The sequence below is a fragment of the Exiguobacterium sp. 8A genome, assembly GCF_902506275.1.
GTDB lineage: Bacteria > Bacillota > Bacilli > Exiguobacteriales > Exiguobacteriaceae > Exiguobacterium > Exiguobacterium profundum.
In genome coordinates, this window is the sequence record NZ_LR733630.1 from 1,773,202 (window position 1) to 1,795,709 (window position 22,508).

Below are 22,508 nucleotides of genomic sequence, written 5' to 3' on the forward strand. Positions count from 1 at the left end.
GACTCGCCCCTATCTTTAGAGACAAGTCTAACTGATTCATTGTTGCGTATAGATGGAAACCGAGCCACCGTTGACGAAGAACTCGCCCCAACCGTCCGCATTGATCGTCACGAGACGTCCGTTATTTCCTGTCATGTCTTTCCACACTTCCCCTGCATTCTGTTTTCCGACATACATCCATTTCGATCCGCCTGGTCCGTCCGATAAAATCGTTGCAAGACCAGACTTCGCACGGTCCGTCACTCCTTCACGTGTCCATCCGATGACGTCTTGGTGATTGATGTAATCATGTTGTGTGCCGTAGGCGAAATCTTTACGCGCTTTCAAAATGGGTTGAAGCGACGCTGACATATTCGGTATTTCACGGTTCGTCGTCCCTTTCGTTCCATAATAATCTCCGTAGAATAGTGCTGGATACCCTTGACCACGTGTCATGATGGTCGCGTAGGCAAGCGGTTTGAACCAATTCGCGACTGTTGACTCAAGTGACTGGCCTGGTTGCGAATCATGATTGTCGACAATCGTCACAGCGAGTGTTGGGTGCTGCTCGACGACCGTACCTTTTAGAATGTTCCGCATGTCATAGTAACCGCCACCATTCCCTGCCGCTTGGAAATTGTAATGGAGTGGTACATCGAATACGGAATGAGTGTAGCCCGTCTTGGCCAAGTAATCATTGATGGCCCCTAAGTCATTCTTCCAATACTCCGCAACAGTGAACATCTCTTTTCCGGTTGCCTGACGAACACTCGTCACCCATTCCTTTAAGTATGAATGATTGATATGCTTCACCGCATCCAGTCGGAAGCCGTCCAATCCAAGCGAATCCGCGTACCATTTCCCCCAGTTTTTCATCTCCTGACGTACTTCCGGATGCTCAAAATCGACATCGGCGTACATCAAGTAGTCATAGTTCCCGTTCTCACCCGACACTTCACTATCCCATGCTTTACCCGTACTCTTGAATTTGTAGATTCGGCTCAGACTTCGTGATTGATCCCAGTCGGTCCCATCAAAATGATACCAACGCCACTTGAACGGCGAGTATGTATTGTTCCGTCCAGCAAAATTGAATCCAGTCCAGGCAGAAATGGCATATTCCCCAGACGTCTCTTGATTCCGGTTAGAAGGATTGACCTCGACAGCTTGAACGGATTCGGTATAATCCGCTCCGCCTTTATGGTTCATGACGACATCCCCATATACGCCAATCCCTTTCCCGCGTAAGTTGGAGATGGCCGACTGTAGCTGCGCTTTTGTTCCATACTTTGTCCGAGTCGTTCCTTTTTGATTAAATTCTCCAAGGTCATACAGATCATACGCCCCGTATCCGACATCATTTTGTGATGTCCCTTTATACGCTGGTGGGATCCAAACGGTCGAGATTCCGATATCTTTTAAATGCTGCGAATCGTTCGAGAGTCGGTTCCAGTGTTGGCCATCGTTTGGAACATACCATTCAAAGTATTGCATCATCGTACCATTCTGTGGGGTCGCTGCCTGTGCGACCGGTTGCCCCGAAAGCAGTGCAATCGATGTCACTCCAGCTAGGACAGCAATCCCTTGTCTTTTCTTCAACATCCTTCATTCCTCCTCAAATAGTTAATGAAAGCGCTTGCATTAATTATTGTGAATGATTTTTAATTTGTTGCATAGATAGACACTAAAAAACAGTTCTCTCTCCCTAACTATTTCTCATTCGAATAGTTCAGTCGAACGAAACAAAGACGGATGGCTTGTGCCATCCGCCTAGTCATCCTTCCCGGCTAATTCGTTTGCGTTTGAAACGGTAGCCAATGTACGGAAGTCCTGTAAACACGAGACCGATCGTCACGAGTAGTTGAACCCCAATCAATATTGTCTCGACAACGGTTGGCCAATCAAACTGAAACAACGAAAAGAGTGCAATCCATAAAATACCTAGGATGAGCGCAGCTCTTCCCATCTGACGCTCCATGTCATGATATTTTTCCTCTGTTGTTTCGACATCCGAGTAAATCGGCTTGGCATCTCGATTCCCTTTGAAAATATGAATCTCATCCCCGGTTGATGTGACATGTTCCCACCCGCTCGACGCAAACAGGTCAAAGTAGTCTTCGTCTGGACGAGTACGATAGTCCAAACTATACTGAACGTCTTCCGGTTCCCCTTCAACGAGCGTGTATCCTAGCGGGGCAAACTTCTTCAAATGCCATCCCTTAGCCGCCATTCGTTCTAGTTTCCGCATCTCACGCTCTTCAGCAAACGCCAATCCCCAGCTCGACATATACTTTTGTCTCATCTTGATCCCTCCATATCCAAAATGGCACAGGCATCTTCGACCATCGCCTGTCGTCTCTTCACATCATCCGTTAAAATCGAGCGGCCTTTATTCGTGATTCGATAGTTCTTTTTCTTTCCGTCCCCATCCATCGGTTCAATCAGTTCGGCGTTCAACAACTTTTTGATAATCGTATACATCGAAGCCGGACCAATTTGCATTCGCCCTCGCGTGGTCTCTTCGACAAATTGCATGACTAAATAGCCATGACGCGGCGTCGTGAGCGCCAACAGGATATAAAACATACTATCCGTCAGTTCCCCTAACTCTAATGAGTCCGTTCGCGGCATCTTTCCACCTCCTATATCATTGAATGATATATTTCTTATACTCAATATATATCGTTAAATGATATATGTCAATAAATGATATAAAAAAAGCCGCACCCTTTTAGGTATGCGACTTCAAGATAAACGGTTTTAACTAGTGACATAGTCTAAATCATGCAAGATATACGCCAGGAAGAAAATCATGCTTGGATTCTCATATCGCATCTGGACTTTACGGAGCTGCTCGCGATACGTGACCTCATACTCGGCCCCGTTCATCTTCCGCTCCATGTTCATCTTGATGAGCGCATCAAGCTTGTCCATCATGTCGACGAGCATTCCCTCATACGTATCGTCTTTCGAGTCAGCCATATATCGACGGAACGCCGGTTGCATATACTCAGGCAACAGTCCAAGCAGACGTTCACTTTCCGCTCGCTCGTATGCCTCAAACGCAGCCCCCGTCTCTTGCGTCGAATGTTTGACTGGACCGAGCACGTCTCCAGTCACCCCTTCAACTAAATCGTGACAGAGAAGACGAGCCACGAGTTCGGCGACATCGACATCGACGTCGTACTTCTCACGCTCTAAGAGCCCACTGAACATACCGAGCGCGGCAGCCCGGAAACCATGAATCGCATCGTTGTCGTCAATCGTGTTAAAGCGACCTTTCCAGCGACGGACACTATCCATCCGCATGACGTTCTCGATGAATCGCAACACATCCGTTTCTGCCTCGACCTGGTCGAACAGCCAGCGGACCGAATTAATCGGATGATGTCGGAGTGCGGCTTTCATCTCTTCTAGCTTGTCATCAAAGTGCGGAGAGCCGTGCGCGACTTCTCGTCGCACGAACAACATCGCATCGAACGAATCAATTCCGTCCACGATTCGACCTTCGAACGAATCATCTTCCGCTTCCACCACGAAACGATGAAAGTGAGGACGTAATGATTGCGACAGCAGCTCGACAAGACCGAGACTCGCTGTTCGTTCCATACGCTCGATGTGACCGATCAAGGTCGGTTCTTTTTTCGTCCGGTGCATGATCGGGCCCGTCTGGACTTCATTCATGTCGTGGAAAATGGCTTTCCCGAGTAAATCGAGCAAATCGACTTCACGTCCGTTCTCTTTTTCCACATAAGCCGCGATCAAGCTAAAGACCGCGACACGAAAGCTATGACTCGCTGCGTTATCATGATAATGGGGGGCATATTCATCCCACCGTTGCACGTTTTGCATACGTGTCATCTTTCGGATAAACGTTCCGTTATGCATGGTTTCACTCCTTACGATAATCGTTCAAATACATCGTCATGACAGACGACATATAACATGTCTGTTTCCTGAAGCGGCAAATCGAGCATCGTCGCCACATCCAAGCGGTCATTGACCGCGATGAGTGTCACCCCTGATTCAAGTAACGCTGTATTTGCTTGTCGAACATTCTGCCACTCGACTTTTGGTTTCAACGCTTGAATGTTCCCACCTGACTGTTTGCTCAACAACTGACGGAAAATTGCTGTCGTTCCAGGTTGTAACGTCGCTTTTGCCATCAAGAGGGAGACCGAGTCGTTCGCTAAAATAAAATCGTCGACGCGGACGTGTTTAAATTTCGAGATATTTCTTTCTTCACACACTTCGACGACCGTGTGCAAGTCCACCTGATACTCAGAAGAGAGTGCCTCGACCGCTGACGCGATTAATAACGACTTCCCATCGGCGAGTAACGTCTCCGTGATACGGGCATCCGCAAAAATCGCGACGCGTCGCGCCTTCAAGACGTTTGCTTGCAGCAATACCGCTTCATCCGAAGCATCGCCTGATACGAAGTGAACTTGATCGTGCACGTACGGTTCCTCAACTAACTGATCAATCAATACGATCTCTGCTTTCGGTTCGTAGTTAAGCACTTCATCGATTGCTTTCTTCGTCTTCGGGGACCACCCGATATACACATAATGTCCTTCTCCACGATACACTAGTCTTCCCTCCCGTTTTAGCCGTTGAAACGTCGCACCGATTTCAACCAATTTTCCAATCAACGCCCCGATAATCCCAATCCCGAATAGGAATAAGAATATCCCGAGCCATCGCCCTGCCACGGAGGACGGATAAAAGTCCCCGTATCCGACGGTCGTCAATGTCGTCATCGTCCACCAGAACGAATCAAACAGTGATCCGAATGTCTCTGGTTCTAAAACATAACCGAGCACGGTTCCTAAGATAATGATGCCAATCGAAGCTAAGACGACATTCAAAAATGATAATTTCGCTAACCCTTTCCACACACGAAATAAGATATGCACTGTTTCCCCCTCCTTCTCTCTTATATACTAAACGTAACCACAAAAAGATTCACGAAACCATTTTGATGGTGATTCCGTATAAGAAGAAAAAAGGAAGGACTGACTTATGAACTCCATCGTCTTAGAGTATCGTCTCTATAAAAATGAATTATCGTTCGAACCACTATACCATTACACGTCTCTCGGCTTAGACGAAGTGCTAGCTCGTCGTGAATGTGAGTTTTTCGTCAAAGACGGCATGACCTACAAACAACGCTCGTCTGCCCTTGAAGGCGATCAATACTTTTTAATTTATGTCGATCGCTATACAGAGGGACCGATGGACAAGCACGAAACGAGCGACATCAAAGTCGAAATCCGCACGCTCGACGACCGGTTTGACAACCCATTACTCGAAGCCTATTACGTCGACCGCCACCTTGATGCACTCGCCATGCTCGGAAGCCAATACTTGTATGTCGCCGGTAAAGAATATGAGCGCGATTCAGCAGAAACAGATGAAGATCGTGGTGTGTATGTTATCTACGTCACACCGACTGGTTATGAATTGGAGGAATCAACATGAAGACAAGCAAGAAAATTTTAAGCGGACTATCCGTTGCGGTATTGACCACTTCCCTTGCCGCGTGCGGTGGGGATGAATATGAAGAGGCGGCACTCCCGGAAGAACCGACCGGATACGAATGTGACGATTGGGACTGGGATGACGAGACCGAGTCGTATTATTGTGACGACGACCGCTCTCCGCACTATGGTAGCTACTTCTTACTCGGTAGCCTGTTCCGCTCAAAAAATGCGTTGAAGAGCTCTTCGTCGTATAAGACGTACAAAGCCAACGGTGGTGCGACCGGTGCCGTATCGAACGGCTCAAATTCAGGATCGTCAAAATCTGGACTCGGCAGTGGCTCTAAAGGTGGATTCGGCGGATGACGCGTGACGAACTTTACAGTCAAATCCCTTATTTTTGGCCCGATTTAAACGATGAAGAATATGCCTTATATGATTGTTTTGAGATGACCGCCTCGCAGGTTGCCTCTATCCGAGAGGCAACCGAGGCGGTTGACTCGATTTTTCGGAAGACGAATCAATTATTACGCACCCTACCTGACGAAACGCTCCGACTGCTTGGTTACCCTGAGGCGAGTCTGCAGTTCTTACGGGAGAAGACGATACCGCAGGAGACGATCATCGGTCGTTACGACTGGATCATGAAAGATGATCAACTCAAGTTGATGGAGTTCAATGCAGATACGCCGACCTTCATTAAGGAGCTGTTTGATGTGAACGGCGTGGTCGCTTCCGAGTTTGGTCTACTCGACCCGAACAGGGAAGCCACCCCCCAACTGAAAATTGAGCTGCGGAAAGCGATCGTCGCCGCGTGGAATCGACTCAAACGAGAAGGCACACCGAAAATCGTTTTTACGGCACATGATGATAACATCGAAGACAAGTGGACGGCACGATTTTTACAAGAAACGCTCGACGTACCGTCTGAATTCGTACCGTTGCACACTTTACTCGTCGACGAAGACGGCGTCTACACACCATCGGGTGAGCGAATTGACATCTTATATCGCCAAACATATCCGATTGAGCACCTTGTGGACGACCGGGCTCCAGACGGAGACTTAATTGGCATTCGGTTACTTGAACTCGATCAACAAAAATACGTGTCACTGCTCAATCCCCTCTCTGCGTTTCTCATGCAATCGAAAGGCGTACAGGCGCTGATTTGGGAATTGTATGAGACCGAGACACTATTCGATCAAGCCGAGCGCGACATCATCGGAACATATTTTTTACCGACTTACTTAGAAGACACACCGTTTCTCGGTGAATCGGACTATGTCAAAAAGCCGGCATTCGGACGTGAAGGGGACTCCGTCATCTTGTATACGAAAGATGGTCAACCGTTTCATCGCGAAACATTACAGACGTATGCGGAAGAAACGGCCGTGTACCAACAGTTCATCGAACTCCCGACACGGATGACGACAACCGTCAAAGGTCGTATGGAGACACATTACATGGTCGGATGTTTTTGCTTGAACGGACACCCATCCGCACTCGGTGTCCGCGCCGGCAGCATGATCACGAACAACCAATCTTATTACTTAGCCGTTGGCACACCTATACAAAAGGAGACGAACTCATGACATTCATCACACTCGATTCAATCTTAAGCTTCCTGGCCCACCTCGGGACAGGATTCGGTCTCATTCTCGCGGGACTCATCATCTTCGCACTAACGACCAAATATTCGGAACGCAAGTTAATCAAAGAAGGCAACATGGCTGTCGCGTTGAAACTTTGGGGGAAAGCACTAGGACTCGCCATCGTCATTTATACAGTCTGGGCGAACAGCGTCAACTTGCTCGATGCGTTCATCTGGGGACTCGTCGGTATCGCCGCCCAAGTATTGGCGTTCTGGACGTTTGAATACATCCTTACACCAGGCGTGAATTTAGAAAAAGAAGTCGAGAATGGCAACATGGCCATCGGTTTCAGCTTGTTCGCCGCATCACTCGTCGTCGGGATCATCGTCGCCGCGAGCTTGACGTACTAATCAAACACCCCATGCACGCATTTGCGAAGCATGGGGTGTTCGTATTTATAAAAGTCAGGAGGAACAATCATGTCGAAGCGAATCATCTTACTCACAATCGTTTCCGGTCTCATCATCGTAGCCATCGCAGTCGGTGTCGGACTTTACACCTACACTAACATTCAGGCTGGTGACTCATACGAAAATGCCGAAAAAGAAATGAATCGTTATATGACGACGAACAATTGGTATACGTTTGAAATTCATAATATGGAACAGTCCGTTCTCTCTTTTTACACAAATGAAGACCGCTCCGTCATCGGTCTAGCTGAGATTGATGTCGAAACAGGGAACTTAGGGTCTGTCACGAAACAAACAGAGCCGAATCAGCCTTTTGATTTCGTTATCCTTCGAGTTGAAGACATGGAGTACATCGGTGTTCACCTTAAAGAGCGACCGGAAGATGTCGTCTATTTACGGTTAAACGGTGACGATGTCTCAAAAGATTTTCTTGTAAACGATCCCGAAATTGAAAGCTACACCATGACATATGTCATTGAAACAACACAACCGTCAGATGGTTCGTGGTCACTTGAAACATTGGATGCCAACAAACAAGTCATACATTCAAGTAAACTTACGGAATAACCTATATTGTGCATCAAGACGACTTTTTCCAGTCGTCTTTTTTAGTTGGTCGCAAGAACTCCAGACGGTCCGAAAAATTCATATCGTGCCTGTGGAATAGCGCGAACGACCGTTTCCATCATCGCATTCGGTCCGCACGTATAAACATCATGCCCTTCCACATCAAGTTCCTCAAGGTGTGACTTATTCATGCAACCCGATACGTCATCTGCATGTGTGAGCAGATGAAGCCCTTCCTTCACGAGTTCATCGAGTTCGTCTCCGAGTGGACGAAGGTCCATACTCCGAACCGCGTGCAATAACGTGACAGGACGTCCTTGTTCGAGTGCCGTCTTCGCCATGTTGAAGAGGGGCGTAATCCCGATTCCTCCCGCGATGAGTGTGAGCGGACGTTCAGACGTTTCAAGGATGAATTCTCCTGCTGGTGCGCTCATCGGGACTTCTGTTCCGACCGTCTGCTCATGAAGCCAGTTTGAGACGAGTCCCTCCGCTTTCGGCGCAATCCAGTAGCCGTCTTCTGTCGTCTCGATGACACTATATTGACGATGATGTAGGATGTCCTCTCCTGCAATGCGCGCTTGAACCGAGACATATTGTCCTGGGATGGCTGTGCCAATAACTCCATCTTTCGCGACGAGACGGAATCGTTTCACTTCAGGTGTATCTACTATGATTTCTTCGATGACGAACGGTTTGAATCCGACCCATGGCGCGTCATCATACATTTTTTTCTCGAGTGAGATGAAGACATCGGCAATCACACCGTAAGCTTTTGCCCATGCATCGATGATGTCAGGTGTTGCAGCTTCACCGAGTACGTCTTGAATCGCCGCAAGCAAGTTCTCACCAACGATCGGATAATGCTCCGGGCGGATGTTCAAACTTTTATGTTTATGAAGTGCTGGTTGGATGGCAGGAAGAATCGCTTCGAGTCGGTCGATATGAAGCGCAGCCGCATAGACCGCGTTCGCGAGTGCTTCCGGCTGACGTCCTCGCTTTTGGTTCGTATGGTTGAAGAAGTGACGAACTTCTGGATTTTGTTCAAACATTCGTTGATAAAAATGCTTCGTGATCGTCACACCATTTTCTTTCAAAACTGGTGCCGTCGCCTTTACAATCTCAATCGTTTGTTGATCTAACATGTGAATTTCCCCCTTTTGTTTTGTACACGTTCATTATGTGAGTCAAGTCACTTTAAAGCAATATATTAAATACTTGTTTAAAGTAGATTTCACGTTTCTGACTTATTTTCGCCATCACCCTTTCACATTTGTTCGAATCGCACTTTTTTGGATTGTCTTGTACAATGAAACGAGAGGTGATGATGGATGAGACTCACGCAAACATGTGACTACGCACTGCGAACGTTGATGTATAGCGCTACGTTTTCACATCGGCTCGTCACGATTCAAGAAGTGGCAGACCAATATAACATCTCCAAAAACCATGTCATGAAGGTCGTATATGAGCTTGGGAAACATGGTTATTTGGAATCGGTGCGTGGTCGAGGCGGCGGCTTTCGACTCGCACGACCGATGGATGACATCAATGTAGGGGAAGTCGTTCGGACGATGGAACCGTTCGAACTCGTGGAATGCTTCGGGGAAGGCCGATGCGTCATCGCACCTGCCTGTGATTTACGAGGTGTTTTGAATGAAGCCATGTTGGCGTTTCTTCATGTACTCGATCGTTACACGATTGCGGATCTCGTCGTCAACCGAACGAACGAACTCGCCATGTTATTAGGCGTACAAAACCCGACGGACTGAAATGGTCCGTCGGGTTTTCCGCTTACAAAGACTTTAGTTTTGATTCGATTTCTGCTCGCTTTGACTCAAGAAACGGAGGCAAGGCTAATCGCTCTCCGAGTCTCTCAAGCGATTCATCCATCGCAAATCCCGGTTCATCTGTTGCCAGTTCCACTAAGATTCCGCTCGGTTCGCGGAAGTAAATCGACTGAAAATAGTAACGGTCAATAAGACCAGAGTGGCTGATTCCATGTGCGTCAAGCTTCTCGATCCACTTCGTCATATCGTCTGTTTCTTCCACTCGAATCGCCACATGATGCACACTCCCTCGCCCTGGTCGTTCCGATGGCAAATCCGGCCGATCGACGAGATGAATCTCTGTTGCCACACCACCCTCGCCCGTCTCAAAGACACGCACGTCATGTCCATCCCGTTCAAATGTCGTTACATATCGATAGCCAAGCACTTCTGTCAGCACCCGTGCCGTCTTGTCAATCCGCCGTACCGTCCACTCACTGAATCCGAGACCGAAGATGCCGAGGTCCGTTGGCACTGGACCTTTGCTCCAAGGTGTCCCGCTCCCTCCTTCTACAAGACAGAGACGTTGACCCTCATGATCTTCGAACGAAAGGGTCGCCCTTCCTAAAACCAACTCGATTTCTCCGTAAGATACATCGAACGCGTCAAAACGCTCCTGCCAGTACGCGAGCGCTCCATCCGGCACCCTGAGTGCTGTCCGAGAAATACTGCTTGACCCTCGATACGTCTGTCCGAGAAACGGTAACTCAAAGAACGTCAAATCGGTTCCAGGCGTACCCGTCTCGTCTGCATAGAACAAGTGATACATCGATGGGTCATCCTGGTTAACCGTCTTTTTGACGAGCCGCATCCCTAGTATTTCCGTGTAGAATCGCAAGTTCTTCTTAGCATCCCCGGTCATCGCTGACACGTGATGTTGTCCACTAATCACCTTCATCCCTCATCTCCCCTTTCGACTATATCGTTATTGTATCATCCCCAAATGAGTAAAGTCCTCTTTACATTATGTAAAGTTTGTTTTACACTAGTGGTAGAAACTAGAAATGAGGTGGCACGATGCCATTGATCAACCGCGTGAAAGAACTGCGTGCCCGGCACCAGTTAACCCAAGGTGACCTGGCCGAAAAAGTTGGTGTGACGAGACAGACGATCATCTCGCTCGAGAAAGGCAGCTACACGCCGTCGCTCATGTTGGCGATGCACATCGCAAGGGTGTTTGAGGAACCGGTCGAATCTATATTCACAATCGAGGAGGAATCACAATGAAACATGTCGTCATTCAATCTATTTCAAGTATCATCCTGTATGTCCTGATGGCTTTTCTATTCAGTTCGTTTTTATCTGATATGTCGAAAACAGTCATCGAGTCTGACCGATTCTTAGTTGAATTTAATCTACTTCCACTACTTTTACTCGTTGTTTTTGGCATCATTTGGACAGTCTATTCGTTTAACACCCGGCCGAATAAACAGTTGAGCTTTGCCCAATGGTCCGTCCGGATGACAGAGTTCAGTGAGGTCGATGAGCGTGAACAAATCATCACAGCGAAAGCGACAAAAGCTGCCTACGTCTCGTTCGGCATTTCAGTCCCAATCCTTATGGGATCGTTCATGTTCTATCCGTTATTTGAAGAGACGCTCCCTGCCTATCCAATATACGCCCTTGCTTCTACATTGATCATCGCGACACTCGTTTATATGACGACCTGGATTCGCGGCTATCGACATTAAGGAATTCATCACGAATTCCTTTTTTTTGTGTCCATTTTTCATCGATTCGGCTATCATGATTGCCAATTCTATTACACCGTGCTTATATATAACTAAATGGTTATATAAAGAATGTAAGGAGTCTTGCTTTGTGAAAACCGTCGATTTGACGATTGGAAACGTGCAACGCGTCATTCTGGCTCTTGCCCTTCCGCTCGTCGGTAGCTCGTTATTACAATTTACGTATAGTCTCGTCGACATGTTTTGGGTCGGTGCGCTCGGGAGCGATGCTGTGGCAAGTATCGGTGCAGCTAGTTTTTATATCATGCTCGGACAGGCGATTCAATCGTTGATTGTCGTTGGCGCCGGCATCAAAGTATCACAAGCTGTCGGGAGACGTGACCTCAATTCGGTTCAGCGCTATGTCCGGGCCAGCAGGCGTCTGAATCTAACACTCGGTCTTTCGTACGCCTCACTACTAATTATGTTCGGTCATACATTCATCGGCTTTTTGAATATGGGTGCCCCCGCTGTGGAGCAGCTTGCGTATGAATATTTGTTCGTCAGCGCGCCGATGCTCATCTTTTCTTTCTTTAATTTGCTGTTTGCTCGTCTATTCAGTGCATATGGCAATACGACAACAGCGATGCGAATCAATGCGACAGGTGTCATCCTCAATATGATTCTCTCCCCGATTTTCATTTATCCATTCCAACTCGGTGTGATCGGGGCTGCCCTTGCAACACTTGTCGCCAACGTCATGATGTTCGGATTGTTTTGGCACCGCGCTCGTACATTATTCAATTGGGATGAAGTCGTTCAGCCGACTCGAGCTGACTATAAAGAAATCATCCGTCTTGGTTTTCCGATGGCAACCCAACGGATTTTGTTCACGGTAATCAGTATTTTTCTTGCCCGCATGATTGGCTCATACGGGACGGAAGCGATTGCGGCACAGCGCATCGGACTTCAAATCGAATCGATTGCCTACATGATGATTGGTGGCTTGAACGGAGCAATGGCTAGCTATACCGGTCAAAACCTCGGGGCACGAAAAGTAGATCGTGTTTATGAAGGTTACCGGGTAACGACCCGACTCGGGATGGTTTACACAGGATTCATTATGTTGTTCTTTTTATTCGTCCCAGATTTACTCATTGGTCTATTCGTCGATGACGTTCGAACCATCGAAATTGGGGCGAGCTACTTGCGAATTATCGGCATTTCGCTCGTCTTCTCATCGATTGAAATGATCGGAAACGGATACTTCTCAGGACTCGGATTACCGAAAATCCCCGCGACCATCTCGATTATTTTCACAGTGGCCCGTATCCCGCTCGCATTTTTTCTTGAGCCTTATCTCGGAATCGATGCCATCTGGTGGAGTATCGCCATCTCAAGTATCACAAAAGGGCTTGTCTCTGCCCTCTTTGTCCGACTAACGAAAAAGGAAGTGATTTCCCTTGCAGAAGCAGTTTAATCAACTACCCCACCATCTCATCACAAGTGGAAAATTTGCCATCGAGCGAGAAATGTTACGAGTCACGTCAGAAGGCACACTAGCTGTTACGAAGCATCCAAAAGCACTCGGTCATAAAGCGACACATCCATATATCACGACCGACTTTTCTGAAAGTCAAATTGAGCTTGTCACCCCGACGTTTCCGACGATTGAGGCGGCACATCATTTCTTAGAAACGCTTTACGATATTACGGCGCTCAACATAGGCGATGAACGCCTTTGGCCACAATCGATGCCATGTGCCTTGCCGGAAGGTGGTACGATTCCACTCGCTGATTTTGGTGTGTCCGGAATAGAGGCTAGCCGTTATCGTGAGCATCTGCTCCAAAAATATGGTGCGAAAAAACAACTCATTTCTGGAATCCATTTCAACTTTTCATTTTCCGATGAGATGTTATCCGCATTATACGAAGGATCCCCTGAACAATATCGACACTTCAAAGATCACCTATATTTGAAGTTAGTTCGTCAATATTTACGAATGCGTTGGCTCATCGTCTATTTGCTCGGTGCTACACCAGCCGTTCATGTGAGTTATGAAGAACGATGTGTCAGTCAGATGCAAGCGCTCCATGTAGACACTTTTTCAAATAAACAAGCATTGTCCTATCGGAATAGCGACTGTGGGTATACGAATGTTGAACCACTTTATCCAAATTATGCGACACTCTCTAGTTATATAGATGATGTAAGATGGTTCATTGCCAAAGGCGAGATTGCCAATCCGAACGAACTCTACTCCCCCATCCGATTGAAAACATCGAAAGGTGGTAACGACTTAAATCAACTCGAGGCACACGGTATCGATTACATTGAAATTCGCAATATCGATTTGAATCCGTTTGAAAAGACCGGAATTGCTCGTTCAGATTTACGGTTCCTTCATCTGTTTTTGTTGTACTTGACCTTTACTGAGGAGACATCTCATGTCGATTGGCAAGCTGAAGCGTACAATAATCAACAACGTGTCGCCAAAGAAGGCATGTCTCCCGCAAGCATATTGACTCGAGATGGTTACGCCATACCTTTACACACGTACGCGACAGAACTTCTCGACGCCATCGATTCGTTCAACACACACTATGACCTCGGCTTCGAAGATGTCTTTCCCGCTATACGCGAAAAAATTGATCACGTGGACCGGACGTACGCTTCCCGATTAAAGACGATTATGATCGAGACAGGTTATCACGCATGGTCCCTCGCCCAAGCAGAACACTTTTATGAGGACGCCTATGCAAATCGTTTTCGCATTCACGGTTATGCCGACCTGGAACTGTCTACTCAAATCTTAATGAAATCCGCAATTAAACGTGGTTATCGTGTCGATGTCATCGATCGTTCTGACCAGTTCATTCGGATTCGAAACGGCAAACACGAAGAATACGTCAAACAGGCAACGAAAACATCAAAAGACAATTATGTTTCCGTCTTAATGATGGAGAATAAAACGGTGACAAAGTTTGTACTCGCAGAGCATGGCATTCGTGTCCCTGAAGGGGTAGAACTTCAAGAGGAATCGGATTTATCTCAGGCATGGCATTCATTTTCAAAACAACCCATCGTCTTAAAGCCGAAGTCTACAAACTTCGGAGTCGGTATTCACATTTTTAAAGACGGAGCGACGTATGAGGAAGCACTGTCTGCATTTCAGTATGCGAAAGCGTTTGATGATGTCGTTTTACTTGAGACATTCTTACCCGGAAAAGAATATCGCTTCCTCGTCATCGGGGATGATGTCGCGGGCATCCTCCATCGTGTCCCGGCGAACGTCACTGGAGATGGCACCTCTTCTATCCGTCAACTCGTTGCGACAAAAAATGAAGACCCGTTACGCGGAAAAGGATACAAGACACCGCTCGAGAAAATCGAAATCGACGAGGTCGTCATCTCATTTTTACGTGCTCAAGGCAAGACACCCGATAGTATTCCCGCTCTCGATGAGCGTGTCTTCTTACGCGAAAACTCTAATATCAGTACCGGCGGAGATAGTATCGACTATACGGATCAAATTTCTGACATCTATAAGCGTATTGCTGTCGATGCCGCTAAGTCAGTCGGGGCAACCATCTGTGGTGTCGATATGATGATTCCCTCTCTCGATGATGCGCAAATCGAATACGGTATGATCGAATTGAATTTTAATCCCGCCATCCATATCCACGCTTTTCCTTATGAAGGAAAAGAACGACCGATTGGTGAGATGCTACTTGATTTATTGTTTAAATATTGAATATTCCTGTTTCGGAATATTCCTAATTGGGAATATTCAAAATAAGAGGACGGTGACGAAAAATGGAAGAGAGATTGGCTTCTTTGTTTCAAGCGTTAGCCGACCCGAACCGGTTGCGGATGATCGAATTGTTACGGAAACAAGAGTGGACGGTCGTAATGATGGCAAATCAACTTGGGATCAGTCAACCGCAGACATCGAAGCACTTGCGAATTCTGTATGATGCAGGTCTCGTCACAGTAACCATTGATGCCAATCGAAGACGTTATGCACTCAAGTCTCAAGCACTCGAACCGTTAGATGCTTGGCGGACCTATATGGCTCGGGAAACAGAGCGACTCGATCGATTGGAGAGGTTTTTAGCGGAGTCACAGCGAGAGGAGAATGGATCATGAGTACGGTTAAATCACATGTAGAGGGCACGACATTGATTATGGAACGTCTGTTCAAGGCACCACGCCAACTTGTATTTGAAGCATTCTCGACACCTGCACATTTAGAGAAATGGTGGGGACCGTCCGGATGGGAGACGAAAGTATACAGCTTCGACTTCAAACCGGGGGGGATTTGGCATTATTGCATGACTTGTGTCGACAAAGAACAAGGTGACTTTTATGGTATGGAATCATGGGGCAAATCAACCTTTATCGACATCGATCCATACTCCCGAATCGTCTATACGGATGCATTCTCGGATGCGGACGGACACGTCAATCCGGACTTGCCTGTCATGACGATCACAAATGAATTTCTCGATACATCGGAAGGCACGTTATTCATTAGTCGCTCCGAATTCCCGAATGAAGAGGCTCTCCAACAAGTCGTCGAAATGGGCGCTGTCGAAGGGTTCACTTCCCAACTCGATCGTCTCGAAGCGATTGTAACGCAGTAACACAATCAGGCACCGTCCTCGTAATGGAGGCGGTGCCTGATTGCGTTCAAAACAAGAAGTAGCTCACGACGAGGATTAGTGAAAAGATGAAGACCATCCCAATTGCCAAAGCAATGAGACTCATCTTCGCAGATTTGAATTGTTGCGTGTTGATCGTATGCACTTTTTTCAAATAGGAATGGGTTCTACAAGAATTGTACTGATGCCGAACAAAATCGATGACATCCCGATTGCTGAGATCAATTGATGTTCTGCACCACTCAAATTCTCGCTTCGATAATAATGAAAGTTCGTCACTAAGAAACCAATCCCGATTACGGTAATCGCAGTACGAATCCATGCGAGGAACGTCCGCTCGTTTGCTAGGTGCTGCTGGATATATTGCGAATCGATTGTTTTTTCTACTTCTACTTTCATTCTTTCAATCATCCTTCCATTTCAATTGCGCTCTCAATTCCCTCAGATAGCTGAGATGGATCGCTATTTTTCGACATATAACATAGATGGGGAATCTTCATGTATACGATTGAAATAGCATTTGAAATCTTATCGAAGAACAAACTTACCAGCCATAAGAAGACCTTTTACAACCAGCTACGAAAAGGCGCGATTTAGCCAGAACTGTTCGAGTCACGTAGGAATTGCTATCGGATTAATGAGACGACGCTCAAGCAATCGATCAAAGAAAATATGCCAGAAGAATGGAAGACGTATCCGGAATTAGTGATAGGGGATGCTCAGGATTATCAAGAATGAAGATGAGGTTCTTCATCACATCGAAAAGATATCGCGGCAATAAAAGAACGAGAACGCATTAAAACGTGGCATCAAGTGGTCGCGCGCTAGTTATAGGAGAAGACTTGTCAAGTCGTAAGTTGGTGCGGAACGCTGTCGACAAATACACTATTCAAAAGAGTTTGACCAGTTGGTCTGGGAAAATGTCTGAAGAACATCGTCCCATGAAAAAACAGCGCACCCTTTATTTCGTTGATGCATTTTTATTTGAAGAATAGTGATTTCAACTTCACGAGGACTTCAAAATAAAAGAAAATCAAATCATGTAGTGTTAGCGTTGATTGAGCACGTACTTATGAATGCAAAGTTCGGAAAATATAAGAATAAATCTGATGAAAAAAGTAAACTCATTATTTGGATGGTTAAAACTAAAAGGCATACTCTCTATCATTGAGAATACACCTTCTGAAATCGTTACAGTATTGAGTTGATGAGAAGTATTTTCCATTCATCACATTTTTCGCTTTTTAAAGTGCAAAGTAATATGAACAGAACCATTCGTCAATCTTAGTTAACGATGAAAAAATAATATTGATTAAGTAGTTAATCAATATTATTTTGATTTAAGATTACAATTTTGTATTTTACTTTGGTTTTTTTAATAATTTAACAATCATAAAGATTGCGAATGAAATAAAGAGTAATAAAAATACTGCAAAATCAAGAAAGTTCATGTCATGCCTCCAGATTATTTTAAAATAGAATCTTTTTTAATCATTCCTTTTGCATTACACTCTACGTTAACACGTAGATATCGTTCTTGGAGTCTGAGACCGTGTCCTTTAACAGTGAGCCCCATAATTGCTGTCCTTTCTTGGTATGCGACTCTTCTCGAACTGCTTGGTTTTTGGACTTCACTCTTCTTATCGACTATGTCGATAAGAACCCCTCCTCCATTTTCAGTCTTCATATAGCTCCCAGTTCTTCTTGCGGTGACTGTAGTTCCATTATAAGTGAACTCAGCACTAATATATGCTGTGACTAATTTCCAACTAGTAGCTCTTGCGTCGTAGATGCTGCGGCTATTGGAAGCATTTTTAATCTTGCTTGTTCCTGCTGCTTGGACTGGACTAGAAAATATGTTTTGGATGAACGAGAAGAAGTTAGGTTCAACGTCTTCTTCGGATTCTATTTCATCTGATTCATTCCATTCATCTACAATAATAAAATTATCATCAAAAGTTACAGATAAGTTATCGTTTATTTCATAAGTTTCCGTATCAAGGTTTGTGTCAAGAGTGACATTCGAAGTTGGAAGATTAATCATTTCAAGTTCTTCATTCAAACCTTCTATTAAGGTGTGTTGTTGAGTCTTTTTAAACTCTCCGCTACTACTTCGTCGAGTGATGTATGATTCGTTTGTACTTGTTTTGTAATATCTGTAATGATTTCTTCACGTTCGAGAGATATTGCTTTGATTTCGGAATCAGTAAACGTGACCTCTACATCAATAGTCTCATCTGAAATGTTTTTTGGAAGAATTTCATTGGCATACACATCGTTTGGAATTCCTAAACTTAGATTACTTACTAATAAAGCTATCGTTAAAAATAAAACCCCTTTTTTTAACATCCAAATACCTCCATCGTTATATTATTACAAAAAGTATAAAATGATGGATTATAAAAAACCTACCTATAACATTTTTTTGAAATAGTTAAATGTTAATCTTAAGGCTATTTTATTCTCTTCATCCTTCCAATACGCCGATCCTTCACGTTTTGCCCACTTATAAGTTTGGTGATTCATTCGGACCAAGGGTTCCACTACACCCATCCCGCCTATCACTCACGGGTTCGCGGGCTGGGATTGGCCCAGCCCATATCACGCCTTGGGACAAAGCGCCAATCGAGTCCTTCTTTGAAAACCTGAAAGACCATGTCAACTATTACAACAGCGAAAGCAAGCAATGGAATCTAAAAAGATGACCTCGGAACAATATCGGGGCCATCTGATCGCCGCATAGAATTCGAGACACTTTTTACTAAACTGTCCGTAAAACAGGGTTCAGTTCAATGTCCCTCTAAGTTTCCTCACTTATCTTGTATAGAATTGTTTGAAAAGATCATCGAGTTGATTGAGAGTCATCTCGCCATAAATATCCCCGATACTGATTTCTGTGGAACAGTACCCATCTTTTTCAACAAGATACCCCGTAATGCCTACTCCTGTTTCTTCTTGGATGCGCGCAATTTTCTCACCAAGCTCTTCCTTCTCCCATTGAAAATGAAGATGGAACATATTCGTGACGGGGATGCGTGGAGTCGTCCACACGCCATCGAGTTCATTGAAGCGCGCTGCCAAGCGGACGGCCTCGTTTCGATACTCGGCCATCTTGTCTTTTCGTAGCTCATAATAATAATCCGCGGACAGGATGTATGGATATAAGCTGATCAAGTCACCACCGTAGCGTCGCTTCCATACTTTCGACGTGTCACAAAATGCCTTCGGTCCAGCAAGGATGGCACCGGCAATGCCACCGATTCCTTTATAAAACGAGACGTATACGCTATCAAAGAGCGCACAAATCTCAGATGCCTCTTTTTCATAATACGGAAGCGATTCGAACAGTCGTGCACCATCCAGATGTAGATGAATCGCTTTCTCACGACAGTGTTCATGAATTGCCACAAGTTCCTCGAACGTCGGCAATTCCCCACCGATTTCTCGTTGTGGCAGTTCGAGCAACAGACACGCGATGTCCGGTAACGCTTGAATCTCTTCGAGCGTCATCAATCGGTTTTCGTCCCCCACTAAAATCGGTTCGATGTGATGCAACTCTTTTAAACCATCCTGCTCATGAATTTCAAGGTGGCACAGCGGGTGATATGCGACCTTTTTCTCCCCTGTCTCATCACACCAAATGCGTAGCGCAATCTGCTGTGCCATCGTACCGCTCGGAAAGAAAACTGCCGACTCTTTCCCAAGAACCTGTGCCATCTTCTCTTCGAACTGTCGAATCGTTTTCCCCTGTCCATACTGGTCACTCGGCTCATCTTCACGCACCTGTTCAAATACGCGTTTCAATACCCCGGCTTCCCGTTTGCCGTGACCGCTCAATTGAACGTTCGTCTGACGATACGTGTCTGCCAATCGCTCCATTCTTTCCCCTCCTCGACAAATAAGCTCCCTGTCAGTATAACAGGGAGTCCTCTCTTCAGTCGCGAATGCGGACGATGAGTTTACCGCGCACTTTTCGCGTTTGTAGTTTTTCGAGACCTTCTTTCAATTGGTCGAACGACAACACTTCTGTGACGAGATCGTTCAGTTCACCTGCATCGAGCAAGTTCATCATCTCTTCGGCCATATACGCCAAGTTGCGAATCGCATGTTCGTCCTCGCTCGCATGCGCCGCCCCGAGTGCTACTTCGTGAATCGAAGGAGATAACGTGAAGCCTTTCATGTTCGTCATGTCTGGTGGCCCGGCGATGTAGGCGAGGTGTCCGCTGAATGCGAGACGATCTAGGTCTGCTGTCGCAACGTCTCGTCCGACTGTATTCAAAATCAGGTCGACACCACGTCCATCTGTTTCTTCCATGATCCGTGCCGTCACGTCCTCGACGTTATAATCAATCACCACGTCCGCCCCGAGTGATTCTACCCACTCAACGTTCTCAGGAGATGCCGTCGTGAATACCTTCAGACCGAGCCGTTTTGCGAGCTGAATCGCAAATCCACCGACACCGCCCGCTCCTGCGTGTACGAGAATCGTCTCCTTATCTCGCGTGTTCAGCTTCTGCATGACCGCTTCATATGCTGTCATCCCCGCACACAGGATAGAAGCCGCCGCCTCATCGCTTACACCTTGCGGAACGACCGCACACGCCCGGGCATCGACGACCGTATACTCGGCGAATCCCCCATATTTCGAAAGATCCGTATGAACAGCCACACGCGAACCCGTAATGATGTTGGCGATACTCGAACCGACCTCAACGACTTCTCCGACGAGGTCGACACCGAGAATGTGTGGATATGACCAATTCGGGTTTCCGTTTGATCCGACTTTATAATCGACCGGATTCAAGGCGACCGCTTCGACACGAATCAACAGTTCTCCCGCTCCTGGTGTCGGTCGGTCGATTTCTCCAATATGCAGATGATCAAGACCAGGTTGATCGAGTAGCCATGCTTTCATGTTTAGTAAGCTCCTTCCGAATACGTGAGTTCGTATGAGTGTGAATAAATTTCAACGAGGTTGCCGAATGGATCTTCGCAGTACACCATGCGGTACGGTTTTTCACCTGGGTAGTATTCACGAATCGGCATCCGTTGTCTCCCGCCGTGAGCGACAATCTTCTCGACGAGCCCTTCGATGTCAGGGTCTTGTACACAGTAGTGGAAGATCCCTGTCTTCCAAAACTCGAAGTTGTCTTCTGGTGTTTCGTTGTTCGGGAATTCGAACAACTCAATCCCGATTCCGTCTCCCGTTGACATATGAGCGATTCGGAATTTGCCCCAGCCCGGTCCGAAGACGTCGGTACACATCACACCGATTGGCGAATCATCCTCGACGACGTCTGATGGTGTCATAATCGTATACCACCCCATCACGTCCTCATAAAATTTTACGGCCTCAGCGACGCTCGGTACAGAAAGACCGATGTGTGAAAACGTTCTTGGATATGTCATGTTTCATCTACTCCTTTTTGTTTGCTCAATTTAGCGGATAACGATAAGATACTGTCATTGAAGCAAGAAAAAAAGTACGCACATTGAAGTAACTACCCGAAAGTGAGGTTCCTTGAACATGACCACATCGTTCCCCGTCAACCGCGCACTTGAGATTATCGGCGGCAAATGGCGCCCCCAAGTGTACTGCACGCTTCAAGATGGACCGCTTCGTTTTTCTGATATTCAACGAGCGATTCCGGACGTCAGCCGAAAAGTGTTGACCGACCAATTGCGCGAGCTCGAGCAGCTCGGCATGGTTCGCCGTGTCGACTACTCGACCGAGAAGCACCTGCACGTCGAATATTCATTGACCGAAGACGCCCTCGGACTGCAACCCGCTATGAATGCCCTTTGTTCATGGGGAGAGTGCCACGACAAAAAATAATCCCGAGCCACATGGCCCGGGATTATTTTTATGAGGCGAACAGACTAATCAAATTCCCATCCGCATCGTACAGGATGGCGTAACGTTGACCCCAGAACGCATCCCACGGTGCTTTGTGTGACGCATAACCTTGTTCAAGGACTGAATCATACAAAGTATTCAGCGACTCTCGACTTTCACATAAGAAGGCAAGCTCAATCCGATGTCCTTCTGCCTGTTTCCATTCCCCGTACACCGATTCGGCCACTTCCACCGTATCGAACGCGAGACGCACGCCCCCCTCATCGATTTCCACATGCGCTTCTCCATTCATCGCTTCCGGAATCTCAAACCCGAGCGCACGATAAAAATCGAGTGAGCGCTTCATATCCTTCACGACGATGCCGATCATATCCAACTTGACTGCCATCTTGTCCCCTC

27 protein-coding genes and 1 pseudogene are annotated in these 22,508 nt (G+C 46.5%); 14 read left to right on the top strand and 14 right to left on the bottom strand.

Annotated features, from left to right (window positions below; translation table 11 throughout):
- Positions 1-36: 36 nt before the first annotated feature.
- The 5 genes from amyS to GVY42_RS09090 form a co-directional block, all read right to left on the bottom strand.
- On the bottom strand, positions 37-1,578 hold the full coding sequence (gene amyS / locus GVY42_RS09070) for an alpha-amylase (protein ID WP_371730233.1): 1,542 nt from the start codon (positions 1,576-1,578) through the stop codon (positions 37-39).
- A 175-nt stretch (positions 1,579-1,753) separates the two neighbouring features.
- Positions 1,754-2,281 (bottom strand): DUF2812 domain-containing protein, encoded by a 528-nt coding sequence (locus tag GVY42_RS09075; protein WP_159563025.1) that lies wholly within the window; start codon positions 2,279-2,281, stop codon positions 1,754-1,756.
- Entirely contained in the window at positions 2,278-2,610 is a 333-nt protein-coding gene (locus GVY42_RS09080; protein WP_012727454.1) for a PadR family transcriptional regulator, read from the bottom strand. Before GVY42_RS09080 ends, GVY42_RS09075 begins: the two co-directional genes overlap by 4 nt.
- A 129-nt stretch (positions 2,611-2,739) precedes the next feature.
- Positions 2,740-3,867 carry a YfbR-like 5'-deoxynucleotidase gene (locus tag GVY42_RS09085; protein ID WP_159563026.1) on the bottom strand — a complete coding sequence of 376 codons (1,128 nt, stop codon included), beginning with the start codon at positions 3,865-3,867 and terminating at the stop codon, positions 2,740-2,742.
- Between the two features lie 11 nt (positions 3,868-3,878).
- Complete coding sequence (locus tag GVY42_RS09090; RefSeq protein WP_031422116.1) at positions 3,879-4,898, bottom strand: potassium channel family protein; 1,020 nt, start codon at positions 4,896-4,898, stop codon at positions 3,879-3,881.
- A gap of 106 nt (positions 4,899-5,004) precedes the next feature.
- Here GVY42_RS09090 and GVY42_RS09095 point away from each other — a divergent pair, with 106 nt between their 5' ends.
- The 5 genes from GVY42_RS09095 to GVY42_RS09115 all read left to right on the top strand — a co-directional run bounded on the left by GVY42_RS09095 (position 5,005) and on the right by GVY42_RS09115 (position 8,091).
- Positions 5,005-5,463 carry a hypothetical protein gene (locus GVY42_RS09095; protein ID WP_012727457.1) on the top strand — a complete coding sequence of 153 codons (459 nt, stop codon included), beginning with the start codon at positions 5,005-5,007 and terminating at the stop codon, positions 5,461-5,463.
- Positions 5,460-5,828: a hypothetical protein gene (locus GVY42_RS09100; protein WP_012727458.1), complete on the top strand. Its 369-nt coding sequence runs from the start codon at positions 5,460-5,462 to the stop codon at positions 5,826-5,828. Before GVY42_RS09095 ends, GVY42_RS09100 begins: the two co-directional genes overlap by 4 nt.
- Complete coding sequence (locus GVY42_RS09105; protein ID WP_074035591.1) at positions 5,825-7,054, top strand: glutathionylspermidine synthase family protein; 1,230 nt, start codon at positions 5,825-5,827, stop codon at positions 7,052-7,054. Before GVY42_RS09100 ends, GVY42_RS09105 begins: the two co-directional genes overlap by 4 nt.
- On the top strand, positions 7,051-7,464 hold the full coding sequence (locus tag GVY42_RS09110; protein ID WP_012727460.1) for a DUF350 domain-containing protein: 414 nt from the start codon (positions 7,051-7,053) through the stop codon (positions 7,462-7,464). Before GVY42_RS09105 ends, GVY42_RS09110 begins: the two co-directional genes overlap by 4 nt.
- A 69-nt stretch (positions 7,465-7,533) precedes the next feature.
- Positions 7,534-8,091 carry a hypothetical protein gene (locus tag GVY42_RS09115; protein WP_031422108.1) on the top strand — a complete coding sequence of 186 codons (558 nt, stop codon included), beginning with the start codon at positions 7,534-7,536 and terminating at the stop codon, positions 8,089-8,091.
- A gap of 41 nt (positions 8,092-8,132) precedes the next feature.
- Here GVY42_RS09115 and GVY42_RS09120 read toward each other — a convergent pair whose 3' ends face one another.
- A complete protein-coding gene (locus GVY42_RS09120; RefSeq protein ID WP_012727462.1) occupies positions 8,133-9,233 on the bottom strand; it encodes a globin domain-containing protein in 1,101 nt (366 codons plus the stop codon).
- A 186-nt stretch (positions 9,234-9,419) separates the two neighbouring features.
- Between GVY42_RS09120 and GVY42_RS09125 the strand changes: the two genes are divergently transcribed.
- Complete coding sequence (locus GVY42_RS09125) at positions 9,420-9,860, top strand: Rrf2 family transcriptional regulator (RefSeq protein WP_012727463.1); 441 nt, start codon at positions 9,420-9,422, stop codon at positions 9,858-9,860.
- A gap of 22 nt (positions 9,861-9,882) precedes the next feature.
- On the opposite strand, the gene GVY42_RS09130 is transcribed toward GVY42_RS09125, so the two are convergent.
- Positions 9,883-10,815: a ring-cleaving dioxygenase gene (locus GVY42_RS09130; RefSeq protein ID WP_031422105.1), complete on the bottom strand. Its 933-nt coding sequence runs from the start codon at positions 10,813-10,815 to the stop codon at positions 9,883-9,885.
- Positions 10,816-10,934: 119 nt separating this feature from the next.
- Between GVY42_RS09130 and GVY42_RS09135 the strand changes: the two genes are divergently transcribed.
- The 6 genes from GVY42_RS09135 (at position 10,935) to GVY42_RS09160 (ending at position 16,234) form a co-directional block, all read left to right on the top strand.
- A complete protein-coding gene (locus tag GVY42_RS09135; protein ID WP_012727465.1) occupies positions 10,935-11,144 on the top strand; it encodes a helix-turn-helix transcriptional regulator in 210 nt (69 codons plus the stop codon).
- Positions 11,141-11,608 (top strand): hypothetical protein, encoded by a 468-nt coding sequence (locus GVY42_RS09140; RefSeq protein WP_159563027.1) that lies wholly within the window; start codon positions 11,141-11,143, stop codon positions 11,606-11,608. The genes GVY42_RS09135 and GVY42_RS09140 overlap by 4 nt, the downstream gene beginning before the upstream one ends.
- A 130-nt stretch (positions 11,609-11,738) precedes the next feature.
- The gene (locus tag GVY42_RS09145) at positions 11,739-13,067 is read left to right on the top strand and encodes an MATE family efflux transporter (RefSeq protein WP_159563028.1); all 1,329 of its coding nucleotides are present in this window, start codon (positions 11,739-11,741) and stop codon (positions 13,065-13,067) included.
- On the top strand, positions 13,051-15,342 hold the full coding sequence (gene gshAB / locus GVY42_RS09150) for a bifunctional glutamate--cysteine ligase GshA/glutathione synthetase GshB (protein WP_159563029.1): 2,292 nt from the start codon (positions 13,051-13,053) through the stop codon (positions 15,340-15,342). The genes GVY42_RS09145 and gshAB overlap by 17 nt, the downstream gene beginning before the upstream one ends.
- Positions 15,343-15,404: 62 nt before the next feature.
- Entirely contained in the window at positions 15,405-15,737 is a 333-nt protein-coding gene (locus GVY42_RS09155; RefSeq protein ID WP_159563030.1) for a helix-turn-helix transcriptional regulator, read from the top strand.
- Positions 15,734-16,234, top strand: a complete 501-nt coding sequence (locus GVY42_RS09160; RefSeq protein WP_159563031.1) for an SRPBCC domain-containing protein — start codon at positions 15,734-15,736, stop codon at positions 16,232-16,234. The genes GVY42_RS09155 and GVY42_RS09160 overlap by 4 nt, the downstream gene beginning before the upstream one ends.
- 168 nt (positions 16,235-16,402) lie before the next feature.
- Here the strand turns inward: GVY42_RS09160 and GVY42_RS09165 are convergent, their stop codons facing one another.
- From GVY42_RS09165 to GVY42_RS09175, 3 genes are all read right to left on the bottom strand, one after another.
- Positions 16,403-16,651, bottom strand: a complete 249-nt coding sequence (locus tag GVY42_RS09165; RefSeq protein ID WP_236548954.1) for a YidH family protein — start codon at positions 16,649-16,651, stop codon at positions 16,403-16,405.
- 1,066 nt (positions 16,652-17,717) lie between these two features.
- Positions 17,718-18,314, bottom strand: a complete 597-nt coding sequence (locus GVY42_RS09170) for a hypothetical protein (RefSeq protein WP_159563032.1) — start codon at positions 18,312-18,314, stop codon at positions 17,718-17,720.
- Positions 18,315-18,322: 8 nt separating this feature from the next.
- Positions 18,323-18,601, bottom strand: coding sequence for a hypothetical protein (locus GVY42_RS09175; protein WP_159563033.1), 279 nt, complete (start codon positions 18,599-18,601; stop codon positions 18,323-18,325).
- A 168-nt stretch (positions 18,602-18,769) separates the two neighbouring features.
- On the opposite strand from GVY42_RS09175, the pseudogene GVY42_RS16570 reads away from it, so the two are divergent.
- A pseudogene (locus GVY42_RS16570) lies at positions 18,770-18,995 on the top strand (IS3 family transposase); the annotation flags it as partial.
- Between the two features lie 71 nt (positions 18,996-19,066).
- Here the strand turns inward: GVY42_RS16570 and GVY42_RS09180 are convergent.
- The 3 genes from GVY42_RS09180 to GVY42_RS09190 are packed head-to-tail and all read right to left on the bottom strand — an operon-like array spanning position 19,067 to position 21,661.
- A complete protein-coding gene (locus GVY42_RS09180; RefSeq protein WP_159563034.1) occupies positions 19,067-20,131 on the bottom strand; it encodes a low specificity L-threonine aldolase in 1,065 nt (354 codons plus the stop codon).
- A gap of 55 nt (positions 20,132-20,186) precedes the next feature.
- Positions 20,187-21,167, bottom strand: coding sequence for a zinc-binding dehydrogenase (locus tag GVY42_RS09185; protein ID WP_031422092.1), 981 nt, complete (start codon positions 21,165-21,167; stop codon positions 20,187-20,189).
- Between the two features lie 2 nt (positions 21,168-21,169).
- The gene (locus tag GVY42_RS09190; RefSeq protein ID WP_074035577.1) at positions 21,170-21,661 is read right to left on the bottom strand and encodes a lactoylglutathione lyase family protein; all 492 of its coding nucleotides are present in this window, start codon (positions 21,659-21,661) and stop codon (positions 21,170-21,172) included.
- A gap of 118 nt (positions 21,662-21,779) precedes the next feature.
- Between GVY42_RS09190 and GVY42_RS09195 the strand changes: the two genes are divergently transcribed.
- On the top strand, positions 21,780-22,088 hold the full coding sequence (locus tag GVY42_RS09195; RefSeq protein ID WP_078147739.1) for a helix-turn-helix domain-containing protein: 309 nt from the start codon (positions 21,780-21,782) through the stop codon (positions 22,086-22,088).
- 28 nt (positions 22,089-22,116) lie between these two features.
- Here GVY42_RS09195 and GVY42_RS09200 read toward each other — a convergent pair whose 3' ends face one another.
- Positions 22,117-22,497, bottom strand: coding sequence for a VOC family protein (locus GVY42_RS09200; protein ID WP_159563035.1), 381 nt, complete (start codon positions 22,495-22,497; stop codon positions 22,117-22,119).
- Positions 22,498-22,508 lie beyond the last annotated feature (11 nt).